Annotated in this window: 18 protein-coding genes; 4 read left to right on the top strand and 14 right to left on the bottom strand. The window is 53.2% G+C overall.

Going from position 1 to position 16,078, the window contains the following annotated elements; genetic code table 11:
- Window positions 1-27: 27 nt before the first annotated feature.
- The 14 genes from flhD to flgB form a co-directional block, all read right to left on the bottom strand.
- The gene (flhD, locus tag EDF81_RS17280; RefSeq protein ID WP_123349547.1) at window positions 28-399 is read right to left on the bottom strand and encodes a flagellar transcriptional regulator FlhD; all 372 of its coding nucleotides are present in this window, start codon (window positions 397-399) and stop codon (window positions 28-30) included.
- A 73-nt stretch (window positions 400-472) separates the two neighbouring features.
- Complete coding sequence (locus tag EDF81_RS17275) at window positions 473-1,195, bottom strand: RNA polymerase sigma factor FliA (protein ID WP_123349388.1); 723 nt, start codon at window positions 1,193-1,195, stop codon at window positions 473-475.
- Window positions 1,196-1,364: 169 nt separating this feature from the next.
- The gene (locus EDF81_RS17270; protein WP_123349387.1) at window positions 1,365-3,047 is read right to left on the bottom strand and encodes a methyl-accepting chemotaxis protein; all 1,683 of its coding nucleotides are present in this window, start codon (window positions 3,045-3,047) and stop codon (window positions 1,365-1,367) included.
- Between the two features lie 58 nt (window positions 3,048-3,105).
- Window positions 3,106-4,029, bottom strand: a complete 924-nt coding sequence (gene flgL / locus EDF81_RS17265; protein ID WP_123349386.1) for a flagellar hook-associated protein FlgL — start codon at window positions 4,027-4,029, stop codon at window positions 3,106-3,108.
- Between the two features lie 16 nt (window positions 4,030-4,045).
- Entirely contained in the window at window positions 4,046-5,689 is a 1,644-nt protein-coding gene (flgK, locus tag EDF81_RS17260; protein ID WP_123349385.1) for a flagellar hook-associated protein FlgK, read from the bottom strand.
- Between the two features lie 107 nt (window positions 5,690-5,796).
- Window positions 5,797-6,741, bottom strand: a complete 945-nt coding sequence (gene flgJ / locus EDF81_RS17255; protein WP_123349384.1) for a flagellar assembly peptidoglycan hydrolase FlgJ — start codon at window positions 6,739-6,741, stop codon at window positions 5,797-5,799.
- Window positions 6,741-7,862, bottom strand: coding sequence for a flagellar basal body P-ring protein FlgI (locus EDF81_RS17250; protein ID WP_123349383.1), 1,122 nt, complete (start codon window positions 7,860-7,862; stop codon window positions 6,741-6,743). The genes flgJ and EDF81_RS17250 overlap by 1 nt, the downstream gene beginning before the upstream one ends.
- A gap of 10 nt (window positions 7,863-7,872) precedes the next feature.
- Window positions 7,873-8,616: a flagellar basal body L-ring protein FlgH gene (locus EDF81_RS17245; RefSeq protein ID WP_123349382.1), complete on the bottom strand. Its 744-nt coding sequence runs from the start codon at window positions 8,614-8,616 to the stop codon at window positions 7,873-7,875.
- A gap of 44 nt (window positions 8,617-8,660) precedes the next feature.
- Entirely contained in the window at window positions 8,661-9,443 is a 783-nt protein-coding gene (gene flgG, locus EDF81_RS17240; RefSeq protein ID WP_123349381.1) for a flagellar basal-body rod protein FlgG, read from the bottom strand.
- Window positions 9,444-9,467: 24 nt separating this feature from the next.
- Window positions 9,468-10,223 (bottom strand): flagellar basal body rod protein FlgF, encoded by a 756-nt coding sequence (locus EDF81_RS17235; RefSeq protein WP_123349380.1) that lies wholly within the window; start codon window positions 10,221-10,223, stop codon window positions 9,468-9,470.
- 6 nt (window positions 10,224-10,229) lie between these two features.
- Window positions 10,230-11,432, bottom strand: a complete 1,203-nt coding sequence (gene flgE / locus EDF81_RS17230) for a flagellar hook protein FlgE (RefSeq protein WP_123349379.1) — start codon at window positions 11,430-11,432, stop codon at window positions 10,230-10,232.
- 37 nt (window positions 11,433-11,469) lie between these two features.
- On the bottom strand, window positions 11,470-12,165 hold the full coding sequence (locus EDF81_RS17225; RefSeq protein WP_123349378.1) for a flagellar hook assembly protein FlgD: 696 nt from the start codon (window positions 12,163-12,165) through the stop codon (window positions 11,470-11,472).
- A 12-nt stretch (window positions 12,166-12,177) separates the two neighbouring features.
- Window positions 12,178-12,582: a flagellar basal body rod protein FlgC gene (flgC, locus tag EDF81_RS17220; RefSeq protein WP_123349377.1), complete on the bottom strand. Its 405-nt coding sequence runs from the start codon at window positions 12,580-12,582 to the stop codon at window positions 12,178-12,180.
- 8 nt (window positions 12,583-12,590) lie between these two features.
- Window positions 12,591-13,004 carry a flagellar basal body rod protein FlgB gene (gene flgB / locus EDF81_RS17215; protein ID WP_123349546.1) on the bottom strand — a complete coding sequence of 138 codons (414 nt, stop codon included), beginning with the start codon at window positions 13,002-13,004 and terminating at the stop codon, window positions 12,591-12,593.
- Between the two features lie 296 nt (window positions 13,005-13,300).
- On the opposite strand from flgB, the gene flgA reads away from it, so the two are divergent.
- From flgA to EDF81_RS17195, 4 genes are all read left to right on the top strand, one after another.
- Window positions 13,301-13,966 carry a flagellar basal body P-ring formation chaperone FlgA gene (flgA, locus tag EDF81_RS17210; RefSeq protein ID WP_184999541.1) on the top strand — a complete coding sequence of 222 codons (666 nt, stop codon included), beginning with the start codon at window positions 13,301-13,303 and terminating at the stop codon, window positions 13,964-13,966.
- Between the two features lie 108 nt (window positions 13,967-14,074).
- Window positions 14,075-14,374 carry a flagellar biosynthesis anti-sigma factor FlgM gene (flgM, locus tag EDF81_RS17205; protein ID WP_260232719.1) on the top strand — a complete coding sequence of 100 codons (300 nt, stop codon included), beginning with the start codon at window positions 14,075-14,077 and terminating at the stop codon, window positions 14,372-14,374.
- A 17-nt stretch (window positions 14,375-14,391) separates the two neighbouring features.
- Window positions 14,392-14,835, top strand: coding sequence for a flagella synthesis protein FlgN (locus EDF81_RS17200; protein ID WP_123349374.1), 444 nt, complete (start codon window positions 14,392-14,394; stop codon window positions 14,833-14,835).
- Window positions 14,836-14,993: 158 nt separating this feature from the next.
- The gene (locus tag EDF81_RS17195; RefSeq protein ID WP_184999542.1) at window positions 14,994-16,016 is read left to right on the top strand and encodes a methyl-accepting chemotaxis protein; all 1,023 of its coding nucleotides are present in this window, start codon (window positions 14,994-14,996) and stop codon (window positions 16,014-16,016) included.
- Window positions 16,017-16,078: the final 62 nt, after the last annotated feature.

The raw sequence follows: 16,078 nt of genomic DNA, 5'->3' as shown, positions 1-16,078 counted from the left end.
CTATTAATCTTTTATTCGCATACGCCGTCAGAGGGTGCAGGAATGGATAGTGTTGGGGTTGGGAAGTTCCTCTTCCGCAGCCAGGGAATTCACCAGGTTTGTTGATAAGATAATACCGGCATGAATGCCCTGAAGGGCTTCAAGGCGGGAGTTTCTGGTGACAGTATGCAAAACGGATTCGTTATCAATACGCAGCCGACAGATTAGACGATCGGTTGACGCGATCTGAATTAATTGCGGCAACGACAGATCTTTTAATATATCAATCAGGCTATCTTCAATCCCCAGGCTGAAGCCAGCAGCAAAACGGTCCTGTTTTATCATACGCTGAGCCAGTAATAAATAAGAAAGATTCAGGACATAGATACTTTGCAGTCGTTCATCATAGCTGGTGATCATATTATTCACACGCATACCTCAGAATCATATTAATGATAACGCTGACAGAAGGAATGCCACCGAAAACATGACGTTATTTACCTGAATCCATTCTGGCACGTAAACGTTTAATGGCCTGGCTATGCAACTGACTGACTCGCGTCTCGGTGACGCCGAGGATATAGCCGACTTCCTTCATATTTAACTCCTGCTGGTAGTAGAGATTAAGTAACTGCTGCTCCCTCTCCGGCAGGTTTTTTATTTCCTGGCTGATATGGGCTGACAGGCGAGTAAAAAGCGCGTCGTTCAAAGGATTCAACGCTTCATGACGACCATCAGGTTGCTCAAAGCTGTCGCCATATTCTTCCTGAAGCTCCTCCAGCGAATAAATCATACTGTTGTTGCTTTCAGCGAGCATAGAATGATATTCCGCCAGCGACACATTCATCTCTTGTGCAATATCAGCTTCTGAAGCCGACTGACCGCTTTCTTGTTCAAGACGCTGAATCACAGCAGAAAGCTGGCGGGAATTGCTGCGTACACGGCGAGGAACCCAGTCGCGTTCACGTAATTCATCAATAAACGCCCAGCGAATACGCTGAATAAGATAACCGCTGAGGGCAATCCCTTTTTTCGGGTCATAATGCTCAATGGCGTTTAACAATCCAAGCGCGCCGGCCTGGATAAGATCGTCAAGTTCGACACTCGCCGGTAATTTAACCTGTAAACTCAGGGCTTCTTTACGCACCCAATACCGATACTTCAACCACAGCACGCTCTTATCTATAAGACCCTCGGGGGTATAGATCCCATCCAAAATAAAACATTCCAGTGCGACAAAACAGAATGTAATTATTGTCGATGAAGGTCTAATCAAATAGTCTGATAAGCGAAAAGAAGTAAGCGTACTTCGGTCGAAAAAATCACAATCACGTTAACAACGACACCATGCCGTTGTTAACGTGTGATATGACCTCGCGGCTTAGTTAAAAGCTGATCCAGTCCTCTTCCGCTTTGCTTTTGATAAAAGCAGGATCGCGATGCGCGGTTGGTTTTTTCATCACAGCCTGACCCGCCGTTTTTTGAGCACGGACTTCACTCCCCCTTGCACTCTTCTCAAGAGAAAAACGGGAAACGGTACGTTCCAGGTCGTGGGCATTCTCTTCAACGCTACGGGCAATACTTGCCGCCTGCTCGACCATACTGGCATTCTGCTGGGTGACCAGGTCCATCTCGTTGACCGCCTGCGCGATTTGATTGATACCGGTACTTTGCTCCTCAGAAGCAGAGGTGATCTCAGCCATGATATCCGTTACCTGCGTCACCGATTTCACCACTTCCTTCATCGCCGTCCCTGCCAGCTCAACTTCCTGAGAACCGGTATTCATATTGGCGACGCAGACATTGATCAGTTGGCGGATCTCTTTCGCCGCATCCGCGCTGCGCTTCGCCAGGCTGCGGACTTCACCGGCTACCACGGCGAACCCACGCCCCTGCTCACCTGCGCGAGCGGCCTCAACGGCCGCGTTCAGGGCCAGGATGTTGGTCTGGTTAGCAATGCTGTCAATCACGCCATTAATGTCCGCAATCTGGCGCGAGTTTTCGGTAATTTCACGCATAATGCCGTCGAGGTTGACCATGACATCGCCGCCTTTGCGCGCGCTGTTGCTGGCCCCTTCCACCAGCTGTTTAGCGCTGTGGGCGTTATCCGCATTCTGGCGAACGGTAATTTTTAACTCTTCCATACTGGCCGCGGTCTCCTGCAATGCGGAGGCCTGCTGTTCAGTACGCGATGAGAGATCGCTATTGCTGTTGGCAATTTCCTGGGCGCTACCGTAGATACTGGTGGTACCAAGACGGATATCGGACACCGTCGCGGTTAATGACTGGCGCATTTTTTCCAGCTCAACCAGCATCTCACCGATTTCATTGTGCGCGCCCGTCTCAATCGGTCGGCTTAAATCACCGGATGCAATAATGGTGAAATTCTCTTTTGTCTGATCCAGGCGTCGGAAAAGAGCGCTTTTGAGCCACATCCGGGTGAGATAGACAATAATAATGGAGAGGAGCAGAATCATACCGGCAACGGTCAGCATGCGCGTGTTTTGCTGCTCCGTATCCTGCATACGCTGGGCAAGGGTGGTGGACAGTACCCTGTTATAGCTATCCGTTTCGGCTTTTAGCGCTGAGCGCAGCGTGTTTACCTGTACCCCGAGTTCGGTGAGGCTGGGTAACGTTTTCGTCGGATCAATCAGCGCCTCTTTTTGCCTGAGGGTAAACGCCATCAGGTCATCAAAAGCTTTATAAACCCGCACCAGCTCAGCATGTTCTGCCTCAGAGATATCAGGCTGGTCAACAAAATTTTTATAACTTGCTGCGGAGCGCCCGATAAGCATATTAATATTATTGAATGTCTCTTTAGCAGGTGAATAATTTGCGATTCCGCTGCGTTGGTAGCTCTCAAGAACCACTAATCCTACGGAATTATTCAGGTCGCTCACCGCATCCTGCAGGGTATTATTCGCACTGGCGACACTAACGGCCTCGTTGATCTGGCCGGAAAAATTATGGACGTTATTGAAATTTAAAGCGGAGACTGTTGCCAGGAACAGGACAAAAACAATCATCAGAGCATTAAGCCCTGTCGAAATATTTAAATTCTTAAGCATGATAAACCTGTAAAAATAAGAAGAAGCGTAAAAAACTGCACGCCCAATTCGTTGCTTTTTAGCTCACAAAATTGAAAAGTGTCATTTTTTGCATGGTCTGAAATACCGTCATCGAAGAGCTGAGGGCAAACTCTGACATTTTAGACTGGGAGATCAGCGTAATCATGGTGTCGGGATCTGACCCCACCGTCTGCTGATAACGCGACTGTAGGGTGATTTTTTGCGCGTCAGAACTGAACCCGAGTGACTCCAGCTGCTGTAGATTAGTCCCGACCTGGGACTGGATTTTACCAATATTATCAACGCTATTTTTGACAACCTTGTTCACGCTGTCGAGCACGCTCTGTAGCGCGGTACGGTCGTCATCATCGGCGACCGGCTGGTTTAGCGCCGTCACGGCCTTATCAATTGCCGCCAGCAGATCGTTGTCGCTCCCGCTCATAAACAGCTGCTGGCCCGTATGGCCAACCTGCATCTCCACGCTGTCGCCAACCTTCTGCGTCATCGGCGTATCGCCACCGGCATAGCTGCCGTCCTTCGCGAAAGGTTCAGCCCCGGTTTTGTACCCGGAGAAAATATAGCGTCCACTGCTGTTGCGGCTGTTGCCCAAATCGCGCAGATTGCCGCGGATCCCCTCCAGCTCGGTCGCCAGCGCCTGACGATCCTGGTCAGAGTGGGTTCCGTTACCGCCGGACACAATTTTTTCGGACAGGCTTCCCGTGAGAATATTCGCGATACTGCTCAGGACGTTATCCTCCTGCCCTAATGCATCCTGAGCATAGGTTCTGGCCGTATCATACTGGCTCATATCGGCCAACGCTTTTTGATACGTAATCGCCTGCGACGCACCGGCGGGATCGTCGGACGGCGTTAATAAGGTTTGCCCGGCAGAAAGACGGGAATAAATATCATTTCCGCTGGACATTGCTTTAGTCATACTTTCAATATTGTGCTGAAACATATAGTGAGTACTGAGACGCATCGCTATATCCTCTGATTTATTTAATATTCAGGAGCGTATCGAACAGGCTGGTGGCCGTTTGTAGTACCTGAGCATTAGCCTGATAGTATTGCGTGTACATTTGCAGGTTAATGTACTCTTCGTTGATATCCACCCCCGCGACCGACTGCTGCTGCTGTTGCCACTGCGAAGCCACATTGCTTGCGGTCGTGCGGCCTGCGTCCAGTGAAGTCATGGCCGAACCTACCGAACTGGACAGACGAGCGTAGGCCTCGCTTAGCGTTGAGTTCCCGATGACCTGCTGATTCTTTATGTCGATCATCTTTTTGATATTTTCGTTGTTGCTCTCGTCGCTGGCGTCAGAGGAGCTGGATGCCGCAATCTTGTCGCCATCGTCGATCGCCACGCTAATCGAGTCCGCCGCGCCAGAGACTGGGTTAAACACAAAACTATCATTCGCTTCTGGCGTTCCCTGCGGCTTAACCGTCAGCCCGTCAAAGCTGAGCGAGCCATCATCGCCCAGCGTCGGGGTAATGGTCCTGCCATCGCGGGTGGTGACGCTCCAGTCGCTTGCGGAAGGACCGGTGAAGGTCATCGTGTAATCCTGCGCGTTGACGGCCGAAGTGTCGCTACGCGTGATAGCCAGTGAGGCATCACCCGCGTTATTACGATTAGCAAGAGCCTGAGGATCGGCAAGGGAGAAAAGATCCCCACCCGCATCGCCATTCAGGTCGTAGCCCGCTTTATTCACCTCGTTGAATTTATTCGCCATCTGCAGGGCCAGCTGATTAAGCTGGTTGCGGGCATCCGGCAGGTCCGTATTGCGAAAGCTGAACAGTCCACCAAGTGAGCCTTCACTCATGCGGTCTTCATCCAGACGCATAGCATTACCTGACGCATCAATGTACGAGACCACGGTCTTGTTGGGATCTTCCGGCGAAGGCTGGGCCTGTAGCGCACACACGCTATCGCCGTTGACAAGGGAATAACCGTTCGCCAGGGTGACATCGACTCGCCCGGTGGTGCTGTTCTCATTGACCCGGATACCGGTCAGACTGCTTAACTGGCCCAGCATCTGATCCCGTTGATCGAGCAGGTCTGACGGCAGGCTTCCGCTTCCGGCCTGCACCTTCGCGATTTGCTGGTTGAGGCTGGCGAGCTGCTTCGCGCAGCTATTGATATCATCAACCGCCTGGCCGATTTTGGTATTGGTACTTTTTTCCAGTCCGTTCAGCGTGTTGCTATTGCTCCGGTACTGATTAGCCAGCGCTTTGTACTGGGACAGCACTTCCTGGCGTGCGGCTCCGCTGACGGGATCGCTGCTCATTTTTTCCATCGCGCCAAAGGCATTGCCCAGGGTGTTGGAAACATTGTCGGTGTCGTCCCCGAGCATATCGTCAATCTGGCTAAGCTGTTCATAACGCCCCTGCTGCGCCTGGAATTGCGACGTGGCCCCACGAACCTGGTTATTTAAAAAGGCGTCATAGCTGCGCTTAACATCATTCGTCTGGACGCCGTAGCCGAAAAAGCCATTGCGGGTGGTTCGTCCTCCCGCCTCGCCCAGAATAATATTCTGTCGGCTGTATCCTTCCGTCGTCGCGTTACTTAAATTGTTACCAACAACGTTCAGGGCCGACTGCGCAGCGCTTAATCCGCCCTGGGCAATATTAAACAGATTCATTGATTAACTGACCTCATATGTTATGAGGCGAGAGCGCACTCTGGCCTGAAAAATTCACACTGTTATTTATATATCGTGAGTTACGAAAAAAACTAAAACGTCGAATTTCAAAATAATGTGTCAAAATCCTTCTTATAGTTTTCGGCAGCGCCAGAAAGATTCTTTTCAACGTAGCGAATTATATTCATTAACTTCTTCGCATAATTCGGATCGGTGGCATAACCTCCGTTCTGTAATGCGTGTGCCGCATGCTCCAGCGACGGGCTATTGATGACGTTTTGATAACGTGGGTTGCGGGTTAAAAAGGCGGCGTAATCACTCAATGCGTCGGCATAGTTTTTGTAAACCCGGAACGTTGCCTTCACTTTTTCGGCTACCCCGTTGATATATTCCGTGGTGGCTATCTCGGTGGTTGCACCTTTCCAGTCCGGCGTGGCCTTAATTCCAAACAGATTAAAGCTCGGTTTACCCTCGCGGGTCAGGATCTGACGATTCCCCCAGCCAGATTCCAGCGCGGCCTGCGCGATAATCAGCTGATGGGGGATCCCGCTTTTACGTGCAATATCCCGGGCAGGCGACACCAGGCGGGCGACAAAGGCCCCATTATCGGGTGATTCGTCGTCGACACCGGTCTCTCTCTCCGGGTTATCCTGTCTCAGCGCGGCGTGTGCCACCGTTCTCGGATGCTGAGTCGCGGCCAGAAACGAGGAAATCAGCGCCTCGTGGCCCTGCCCACTGGCCGACGCAGGATCGGAGCCGTGCAGCTGTCTGGCGATCAAATCGGCAAATCCCAGCTTGCCCTGGGCCGCAATGTCCTGGGAGATCTGCTGATCGTACAGGGAGGTAAACATCTCTGACTGTTGATTATCAAAGAGCCCCCCTTTAAAGGAGGCATCACGCATACTTTTCAGCATCATCTGGACAAATAATCCTTCAAGCTGCTGTGCCGCGGCTTTCAGACCCTGCTGCGGAGACCGCTTCGCCGCCAGCCTGATGGCATCCAGATTATGCACATCGAAAGCCGCCCCCGACATAACGCCTGGCTTGTCCATTAATCCGTCTCCAGACGCGCGTGCAGGCAGCCTGCGCTTTTCATGGACTGCAGAATCGACATCAAATCGTTGGGCGTTGCCCCCAGGCTATTCAGCGCCCGCACCACGTTATTCAGATCGGCGCTGGTATTGACCCGCTGGAGCGAACCCCCCCCGGATCGGACCGCTACCGACGTATTGGGCGTCACCACGGTCTGCCCACCCGCAAGTGGCGTGCCGGGCTGGCTGACCTGATTGGTGCGCGCAATCTCGACCGTTAAATCCCCCTGCGCAACCGCGCAGGCATCCAGGGTGACATGGCGATTCATCACCACTGAGCCGGTACGCGAGTTGATGATAATTCTGGCATCGCCGGCCCCGGCGTTAATCGGGATATTCTGGATAGTGGCGAGGAAACGCACGCGGGCGGCGCTCTCCTGAGGCGCATACAGGCGAATCGTTCTGCCATCTTCCGCCGCCGCCGTTGCTCCACCGAAGCGACGATTGATCTCATCGCTGATCTGCTGAGCAACGGTGAAATCCTCTTCATTCATTTGTAATTTGAGCACGTTGCCGTTGGCAAAGTTGGTGGGGACTTCACGCTCTACCGTTGCACCGCTGCTGATACGCGCGCCGTTCAGCTGATTCACCTGGACCCGACTGCCACCGGCCTGGGCACCCGCGCCTGTCACCAGCAGATTCCCCTGTGCCAGAGCATAGATCTGGTTATCCACGCCTTTAAGCGGCGTCATCAGCAGCGTCCCGCCGCGCAGACTCTTTGCGTTCCCCATCGAGGAGACCACCACGTCAATTCGGTCGCCGGCATGAGAAAAGGCCGGGAGTTCCGCGGTGACCATCACCGCAGCCACGTTTTTCAGCTGCATATTGGTCCCGGCGGGGACCGTGATCCCCAGTTGAGAGAGCATATTGCTCAGGCTTTGGGTGGTAAAAGGCGTCTGCATGGTCTGATCCCCTGAACCATCCAGCCCGACCACCAGGCCATAGCCCATCAGGGAGTTACTGCGAATGCCCTGCACCGACGTTAAATCGCGGATGCGTTCTGCATGCGCGGCAGGCAGCGCCAGGAGATTCAGGCAAATGCAAAGCAGCCCCAGGGTGCGTGTAAGAAGTGCAATTTTCATGTTCGATGGACTAAAAGGGAGAAAGATTAAGGAATAAACGCTGTAGCCAGCCCATTTGCTGCGCTTCGTTAATGTAGCCATTGCCGACATATTCGATGCGCGCATCGGCGACCTGCGTCGAGGCGACGGTATTGCTGCCGCTGATCGTGCGCGGATTCACCACGCCGGAGAAACGGATAAATTCCGTTCCCTGATTGATTTCAATCTGTTTCTCCCCGACCACCAGCAGGTTGCCGTTTTCAAGTACCTGCTTCACCGTCACGGTGATGGTGCCGCTAAAGGTGTTTTGCGCCGCCGCTCCGCCTTTTCCTGAGAAATCATTTTTGCCGCTAATGGTGGTGTTCGCCCGATCCCCCCCAAAGGCGCCAGCCAGAAACCTTGGCGTCGCGTCGAATGCCAGGGAACCGGAGCCTCCGCGGCTGGTATTCGCGGATGAACTCTTACTGGCACTGACGTTTTCCTGTAGCACAATCGTCAGAATGTCACCCACGTTACGCGGTCGGCGATCTTCAAACATGGGCTGGTAGCCGTAATTCATCGCCTGCCCCGCCTGAAATACCGAGCCATTGATTGTGGCAGGAGCCGTTGGCGAGGGGGCTGCCGTTGTCTTGCCCTCGATCAGAGGCTTGTGCGGAATATAGGCGCAGCCGCTGAGCAGTAGCGTCAGCGTCGAGCACAGTGAAAGAGTGCGCAGGGAGTGCCGCACTGGAAGAGGCGCGATAACCGGTATCGCAGAGCCAGGCTTATTACGCATTTCACAACCAGGTAGTCATAAACGGCGGCAGGCCGCCGTCAGATTTAAAGATTCGATAACCGCTGCAGCATCTGATCCGATGTCGAGACGGCCTTGCTGTTTATTTCATAGGCGCGCTGGGTCTGGATCATATTGACCAGCTCTTCCGCGACGTTAACGTTCGAGGTTTCCACATAGCCCTGCTTCAGCGTGCCGCCGCCGTTAAGACCCGGCGTGGTTTCATTCGGCGCGCCGGAAGACTGGGTTTCGCGATACAGGTTCTCGCCCAGGCTTTCCAGACCGGACTCATTAATAAAGGTGCTGAGCGTCAGCTGGCCCACCTGCTGCGGGGCCGTTTGTCCCGGTACCGTGACGCTAACCAGGCCATCGTTGCCGATGGTCAACGACTGGGCATCCTGCGGGATGGTGATCGCCGGTTGCACCGGATAGCCGCTGGAGGTCACCAACTGGCCATTCTGGTCGAACTGGAAAGCGCCATCGCGGGTATAGGCTGCGGTGCCATCCGGCATCTGGATCTGGAAAAAGCCCCCGCCCTGGATCGCCACATCCTTGGTGTTATTCGTCTGCGTCAGGCTTCCCTGACTGTGGATGCGTTCCGTCGCCACCGGACGCACGCCGGTACCGATCTGCAGGCCGGAAGGAATGGTTGTCTGTTCAGAAGACTGGGCTCCGGGCTGGCGCAGGGTCTGATAAATCAGATCCTCAAATACCGCACGCTGGCGTTTGAAGCCGTTGGTGCTGACGTTCGCCAGGTTGTTGGATATCACATCCATATTGGTCTGCTGTGCTTCGAGACCGGTCTTTGCAATCCATAAGGAACGGATCATGCTCTACATTCTCCTCGCCGGGGATTAGCCCAGCGTTAGCAGCTGATTAGCGTTTTTTTCGTTGTCATCAACGGTGCTGATAATTTTCATATGCATATCGAAGCTGCGGGCGGTGGCTATCATATCCACCATGGTTTTCACCGGGCTGACGTTGCTGCTTTCCAGCATCCCCGGCATCAGCCGCAGATTCGGGTCCATCGGCAGCGGCGCATTGCTCCCTGCTGGGGCGTTATCGTTGGGATGAAATAGCCCGTCGTCGCCCATATGCAGGGCGTCAGCCCGGGCATTGACCATCTTCACTCGCCCCACCGCCGCCAGCGCCTTTGCCTCATCCCCCGCGTTAAGCACACTCAGGGTGCCGTCCGTCCCGATGGTGACCTTCGACTGCGGCGGTACGCTCAGCGGGCCGCCGTCGCCCATCAACGGCAGGCCACGCACGCGCAACCCTCCCTCGCTGTCCACCTCGATATTGCCATCCCGCGTATAGCCTTCACTGCCGTCCGCCATCTGCACGGCAAGCCAGCCATCTTTTGGCAGGGCAACATCCAGGTCGCGATCGGTCTGGTGGACCGCGCCCATCGTGGTGTCGTTAAAGGGGGTAGATTCAGTCACCAGGGTACGTGTCGCTACGGACGGACCGTTCACCGGCACCGCCCGGTACGCCATCAGCTGTGCGCGAAAACCGTTGGTTGAAGCGTTAGCCAGGTTATTCGCCGTAACCGCCTGGCGGTTCAGTGCGGCATTTGCCGCACCCATTGCCGTGTATATCGCACGATCCATAATGCGTTAGCCCAGGTTAACCAGGGTCTGGAGCAGCTCAGACTGGGTTTTGATGGTCTGTGAGTTAGACTGGTAATTGCGCTGATAGACGATCATGTTGACCATCTCTTTACTCAGATCCACATTGGAGGCTTCCAGCTTATTACCGTACAGCGTGCCAAGGTTTCCCGAACCGGAGGTGCCGGTGACCGGCTGACCGGATTCCGGCGTCTCGGTCCAGCAGTTATTCCCCTGCGAGGAGAGGCCGCCCGGGTTGGTAAAGTTGCTTAATACCACCTGTCCCAGCAGCTGCTGCTGGCCATTGCTGTAGGAGGCAATCACCTGGCCGTTATCACCGACGGTATAGCCGTTCATCAGACCCGGCGCATAGCCGGTGGTGCTCGGGCTATTCATCGCCGTTTCAGACGCCTGCTGCGTCATGCCCGTCAGGTCGAAATCAAAATTCAGCGCGTTCCCGCCGTTATACGCCGCACCCTGAACGTTAATCTTTGCCGGATTGGTGGTCAGCTGACCCGAGGCATCAAATTCGAGATCGGTCTGCTGATAGCTGTCGCCCGGCGCGGTAGAATCTTTAGAATAAGCGGTCCACTTGTTATCGGCCGTTTTGGCAAAGTAGATGTTGATGACGTGCTTATTGCCCAGGCTGTCATAGGCGTCGGCCTGCGTCACCGAGCTGTAGCTGGTGTTATCCGTCGGATCGAATGTCTTCGTGGTAACAACATCGGTACCGGAATCGAGGTTGCCGTTAAGCGTACCGGCGTCCGAGGCGCGCGCGGGCATCTGTCCCGTCGGGATTTGAATCGCCCCCACGGCAGCACCCGGTTGGATCGTGGGCGGCGTGCCGGTAGCCTGGTAGCCGGTCAGGAACATCCCCTGATTATTGATGATGTAGCCATTGGCATCGCTTTTGAACTGGCCGTTGCGGCTATAAAAAACGCGGCCGGCTTCATTGGTCAGACGAAAAAAACCGTTGCCCTGGATGCCCATATCCAGGCTGCCTGTCCCCTGCCCCAGGACCCCATCGGTGAAACTCTGGTTAACGGAGGAAACCTGGACGCCCATCCCAATCTGCGAACCCGCAAAAACATCGGCAAAGGCGATAGAGCCAGACTTAAAGCCAACGGTCTGGGAGTTCGCGATGTTGTTACCCACGACATCTAGGGCTTGAGACGCGGCATTCAGACCGCTAAGGCCTTGTGAAAAACTCATTGCTCTTTTTCCTGACAGCTAAACAAAATATTGAAAATTATAAGATTTCGTAAACATCGCCGAGTGAAGCCGTACCGTCGACCCCCAGCTGTAAAACGGAACCCGTAGAGGAGAAGGCCACGCTCTCAACCTTCGCTTTTTTGAGCGACACAATTTCAGGCGCATCACCGTCACCGTTGGCCGCAGCAAAAGACACGCTGTAGCTTGTTCCCCCCGGCGGGGCTGACGGCTGGAAATTACTGATATCATCGAGGCTGTAACTGTGGATCCCCGCCTTAACGTTTTTCAGCTCACCACGGTACGCGTTGCCTTCTTTGTCGGTTAAGGTCACAGCAACCGTGTCCGCATCGCTGTTCAGCGAGAATGAGAAGGATTTGTTCGCACCGTCGGCATCGGTGTTATTCACCACCGGCTGCCCTTCCACCATCACCGTGCGACCCACCCACTCTGCCGCATTCATCTGCTGCATACTGGAAACCAGGGTGCCGACATTGTTTAAAGTGGAGTTCAGCTGCTCCACGCCGGCCGCGGTGTTAAACTGCGCCAGCTGGGAGGTCATCTGATTGTTATCCATCGGGTTAGTCGGGTCCTGGTTTTGCATTTGCGCGACCAGAAGCGTCATAAAGTTATTCATCAAATCGGCGGTGCTGGTCCCGGTTACGCTATCCGCCGTCGTTGCGGCCTTCGTCTTCACACCGGTATTTGCACTGCCCATGACTGGCGCAACTGCCATTCTGTTATTCCTTTATTGACCAAGAGTTAGCGTTTTAAGCATCAGTGACTTCGCCGTATTCATCACATCGACATTGGCCTGATAGCTGCGCGACGCGGAAATGGTGTTGACCATTTCACCCGCCACGTCGACATTCGGCATGTGCAGATAGCCTTTACCGTCGGCTAACGGATTTCCCGGCTCATACACCAGCCGATCCGGTGCCGTGCTCTCCACCACATCGCTGACGCGTACCCCGCCAGTCTCCTCACCGGGAGCGCCATCAACGTTAAAAATCACCTGTTTTGCCCGGTACGGTTTACCGTCCGGCCCGGCAATGCTATCGGCATTGGCCATATTGCTCGCGCTGACGTTGAGTCGCTTAGACTGGGCGGTCATTGCCGAGCCTGAAATATTGAAAATAGTGAACAGTGACATATGGATAATTAGCCCTGATTAATCACACTCATCATGTTTTTAATTTGCGTACCGAGGATCGTCAGGCCGGATTGATACCTGACGCTGTTATCCGCAAAGTTAACCCGCTCGCGGTCCATATCCACCGTATTCCCATCGGCCGAAGGCTGATCGGGAACGCGATATAAAAGACGGCCATCATCGATAGCCGGTGCCGCCGCTGCAATATGTCGACCGGACGTCAGGGTTAATGCCAACGGCCCATTCACCCGCTCATCCCGGGCAACGGCATCTTTTAGCTGGGCTGAAAAATCAATATCCCGGGCCAGATAGCCGGGGGTATCCACATTAGCAACGTTGGCAGCCAGAATATTCTGGCGTTTATTCAGTAACGTTAATGCTTCCTGCTGAAAGCGCAGTTCGCGATCGAGTTTATCAAGCATAGTTTTTTGCTTCAGATAGTTTAATGCCTGCATTTTAGGGGAGAATAAAAAAAACCTATAACCTGAGAAATAAACACAACCAACGTTATTTGGCTGCTTTACTTTCCGCGTGATGAAAAAACCGCTAACAATTGATAAAAATAGCGTCATAGATGCCCGCACTTTCGCCATCCAGAAATTTAATTTTTGCGTACAATAACCTGGCAAAGAAAGTCGGGATTATTACTATGCTTACCTTTTCAATACGTTTTCTATCTATTCTCAGCGAACGACGAGCGCTCTTTCGGGCAGCAACATTGCTACTCTGTTTCGCCGCAGGCATTATTTCCCCGGCGCAGGCGGACGAGACGTCACTCGTCGCTAACATCACGACCCTGGTCAGGGGTTATACGCATGCGCCACCGCAGGCCGGGCTAACTCTGCATGTCACACTGCGCACGCCGCCCGGGCAGCTGGCCACTCTCTGTACCGATCCCGAGCTTTCCCTGAGCGGCAACCTGACCCGACTGGCAGGCCCTCATACTCTTATTGCCCGCTGCTCAGCGCAGCGGCACTTTATCCAGATTGATGTTGATGCCACCGCGACCTGGTGGCAGGCCGCGTATTTATTGCCTGCAGGACAGGCGGTCAGCCAGAACGATATTCGCCCCCAGCGCGGTTCGCTTGCACATTTACCCACAGGGCTGATCCTCGACCCACAGCGGATTATCGGCCGCGTCACCCTGCGCGCCGTGCACCCTGGCGAGAATATTGTGGAGAGTCAGCTTCGCCTGCACTGGGCTATCAGAGCCGGGCAGAGGGTAGAATTGACGCTGGCAGGAACCGGATTCAGCATCAAAGCCACGGGTAAAGCGCTGGAGAATGCTGCCCTCAACGCTCCGCTTCGCGTCCAGACCGCCTCAGGCCAGATCGTTGCCGCTACGGCTATCGCCGACGACAAAGTCGTCATAACGGCAGATTAGCCAAAAGGGGTAAAAGATAACGGCTCGCCACCTTTAGTATTTCCGGAAACTCCCGATTATTAATTAAAGGACTTAAAAATCATTTAGCGAAGCGCTTTTTTGAGGAAAATGATGAGCATCGAACGCACCCAACAGATCTCCCCGGCCACGCTGTCTGAGATCCACCAGGACAGCACCCGACGTGCAAACAGGAATATTTCCCGGCCCGCCTCTGACGCCAGCACGCCCCGCAACGGCACGAAGGTGAGTCTGGGTAATCACATTCAGGCGTTAAAAACCGACGACAGTCAGGATATTAATATCGAACGGCTGGATAAAATAAAAGCCGCGCTGGCCGCGGGCGACCTGCCGATTGATACCGATAAAATTGCTGCATCGCTGACCCAGGATATCTTTCAATTACGTTAATAAAGAGTTGTAAGCAGATGAATAGTCTACGTGCCACACTGAGCAAAATGCAGCACTTACTGGAGGAACTGGAATCGGTACTCTCGGAGGAGCTCAGTCAGTTAAAACGTCCCCAGGTTAATCCCGTTTCTTTGCAAATGTTATCCGACAGTAAAAGTCGGCTGCTATCCGCGATTAATTTTTATGATGAACAGCGTAAGACGGAGGAAAACCTGGCAGGAATTATCGCACCTTATCCCCACCACGCGCCTCTCAGGGCATCCTGGAGCAAAATCGTCGCCATCGTTGCCGTGACAAAAAAACTGAACCTCAGCGTTTACCCTCTTATTGAAATCCATATGCAAAAAGCTGCTTCGCTAAAAAATATGGTTAATAAAGCGGGTTCCGGCACCTCACTGTATAACGCTCACGGAAAATCACAGGATCAGGATACGGGAAAGGCTTACAATATTACTATCTGATTTATTAAATACATTAATATAAACACCTTTTTAAAAAGCTATGCCTTAATACTTTCATAGAAAAACTTATACCTTTCTCACGCTCACTACACAGAGACAGCCCTTCACGCTTCGCAAATTTTAAGCATTTCTTATAAGGACATACCATGAATAGTTTAATGAAAAAAATAAAATATTTTACTCAGTCGCCGCCTTCATCAATCCTCGCCAATGATAATTTCGCGCCTGACCCGGGGCATAATGTTCCCGCCTATGAACGTATTATTTGCTCCCAGTTGCTTAAAGGTGTTTCCACGCTGGAGGTGGTCAGGGACGCGTTACTAAAATCGAGCGAAGATTTGCGCAGTGAGCAGCAGGCCATCGATGAATTAAACAACCGTAATAACGGCGCAAAAAAGTCACTGGAAGATTTAGTCAACCTTATCAGTCAGGTTGATCTGAGCGTCGGCCAGTGTACCGACTCCCTGGCCCGGTTCAGACTCTCTTTTGCCGACATCAACAAATATATCAATGAGATTAACCAACTCTCGCGGCAAACCAACCTCATCGCGATCAACTCGGCGATCGAAGCCGCGCATGTCGGCAACAAAGGCGCAGGCTTTAGCGTGATTGCCAAAGAGATAAAATATCTCTCAGCCCAGGTCAACCGCAGCGCCGACAATATCTCATCCCTGACCACAAGTATTGAAGAGAGCGCCGGTACCGTCTGTTCTGTGGTATCCGATATGCACCCGGTGATCGAACGCATCAACCAGGATATCACCCACGTTGTCGCCTCCATCCAGACCGTGATTGAACGTTCAGCCAGAATGCAGTCGATCATTTCGTTTATTTCGACGCTGCAATTTCTGAATACGGTCAAGCTGGATCACGTTATCTGGAAACTTCAGGTGTATAAACTGCTGCTTGAGAAGCGGGAAGACTACTGCGTCAATGCCCATACGGATTGCCGTCTGGGTAAATGGTATTACGCGGGGGAAGGACGCAACTTCTCACAGCATGTCGCATATCGCCAGCTTGAAGAACCGCATGCCAGAGTTCACTCCGCCGGGCGGCAGGCGCTGGAGGCGTTCTTTAACGCAGACCTGCCCACCATGGAGGCGGAACTGATGGAAATGGAAGAGGCGAGTAATCGCGTTGTCCTGCTGGTGGAAACGCTGGCAACGGATATTAAATGTTAACGTTTGTTCGGCCAGGAACACGAATACAGCGGCGTGGTTCCACACCGCTGTATTCCGATTAT

The organism is Enterobacter sp. BIGb0383 (genome assembly GCF_003751845.1).
GTDB lineage: Bacteria > Pseudomonadota > Gammaproteobacteria > Enterobacterales > Enterobacteriaceae > BIGb0383.
This window is presented reverse-complemented; position numbering and strand designations above follow the sequence as displayed.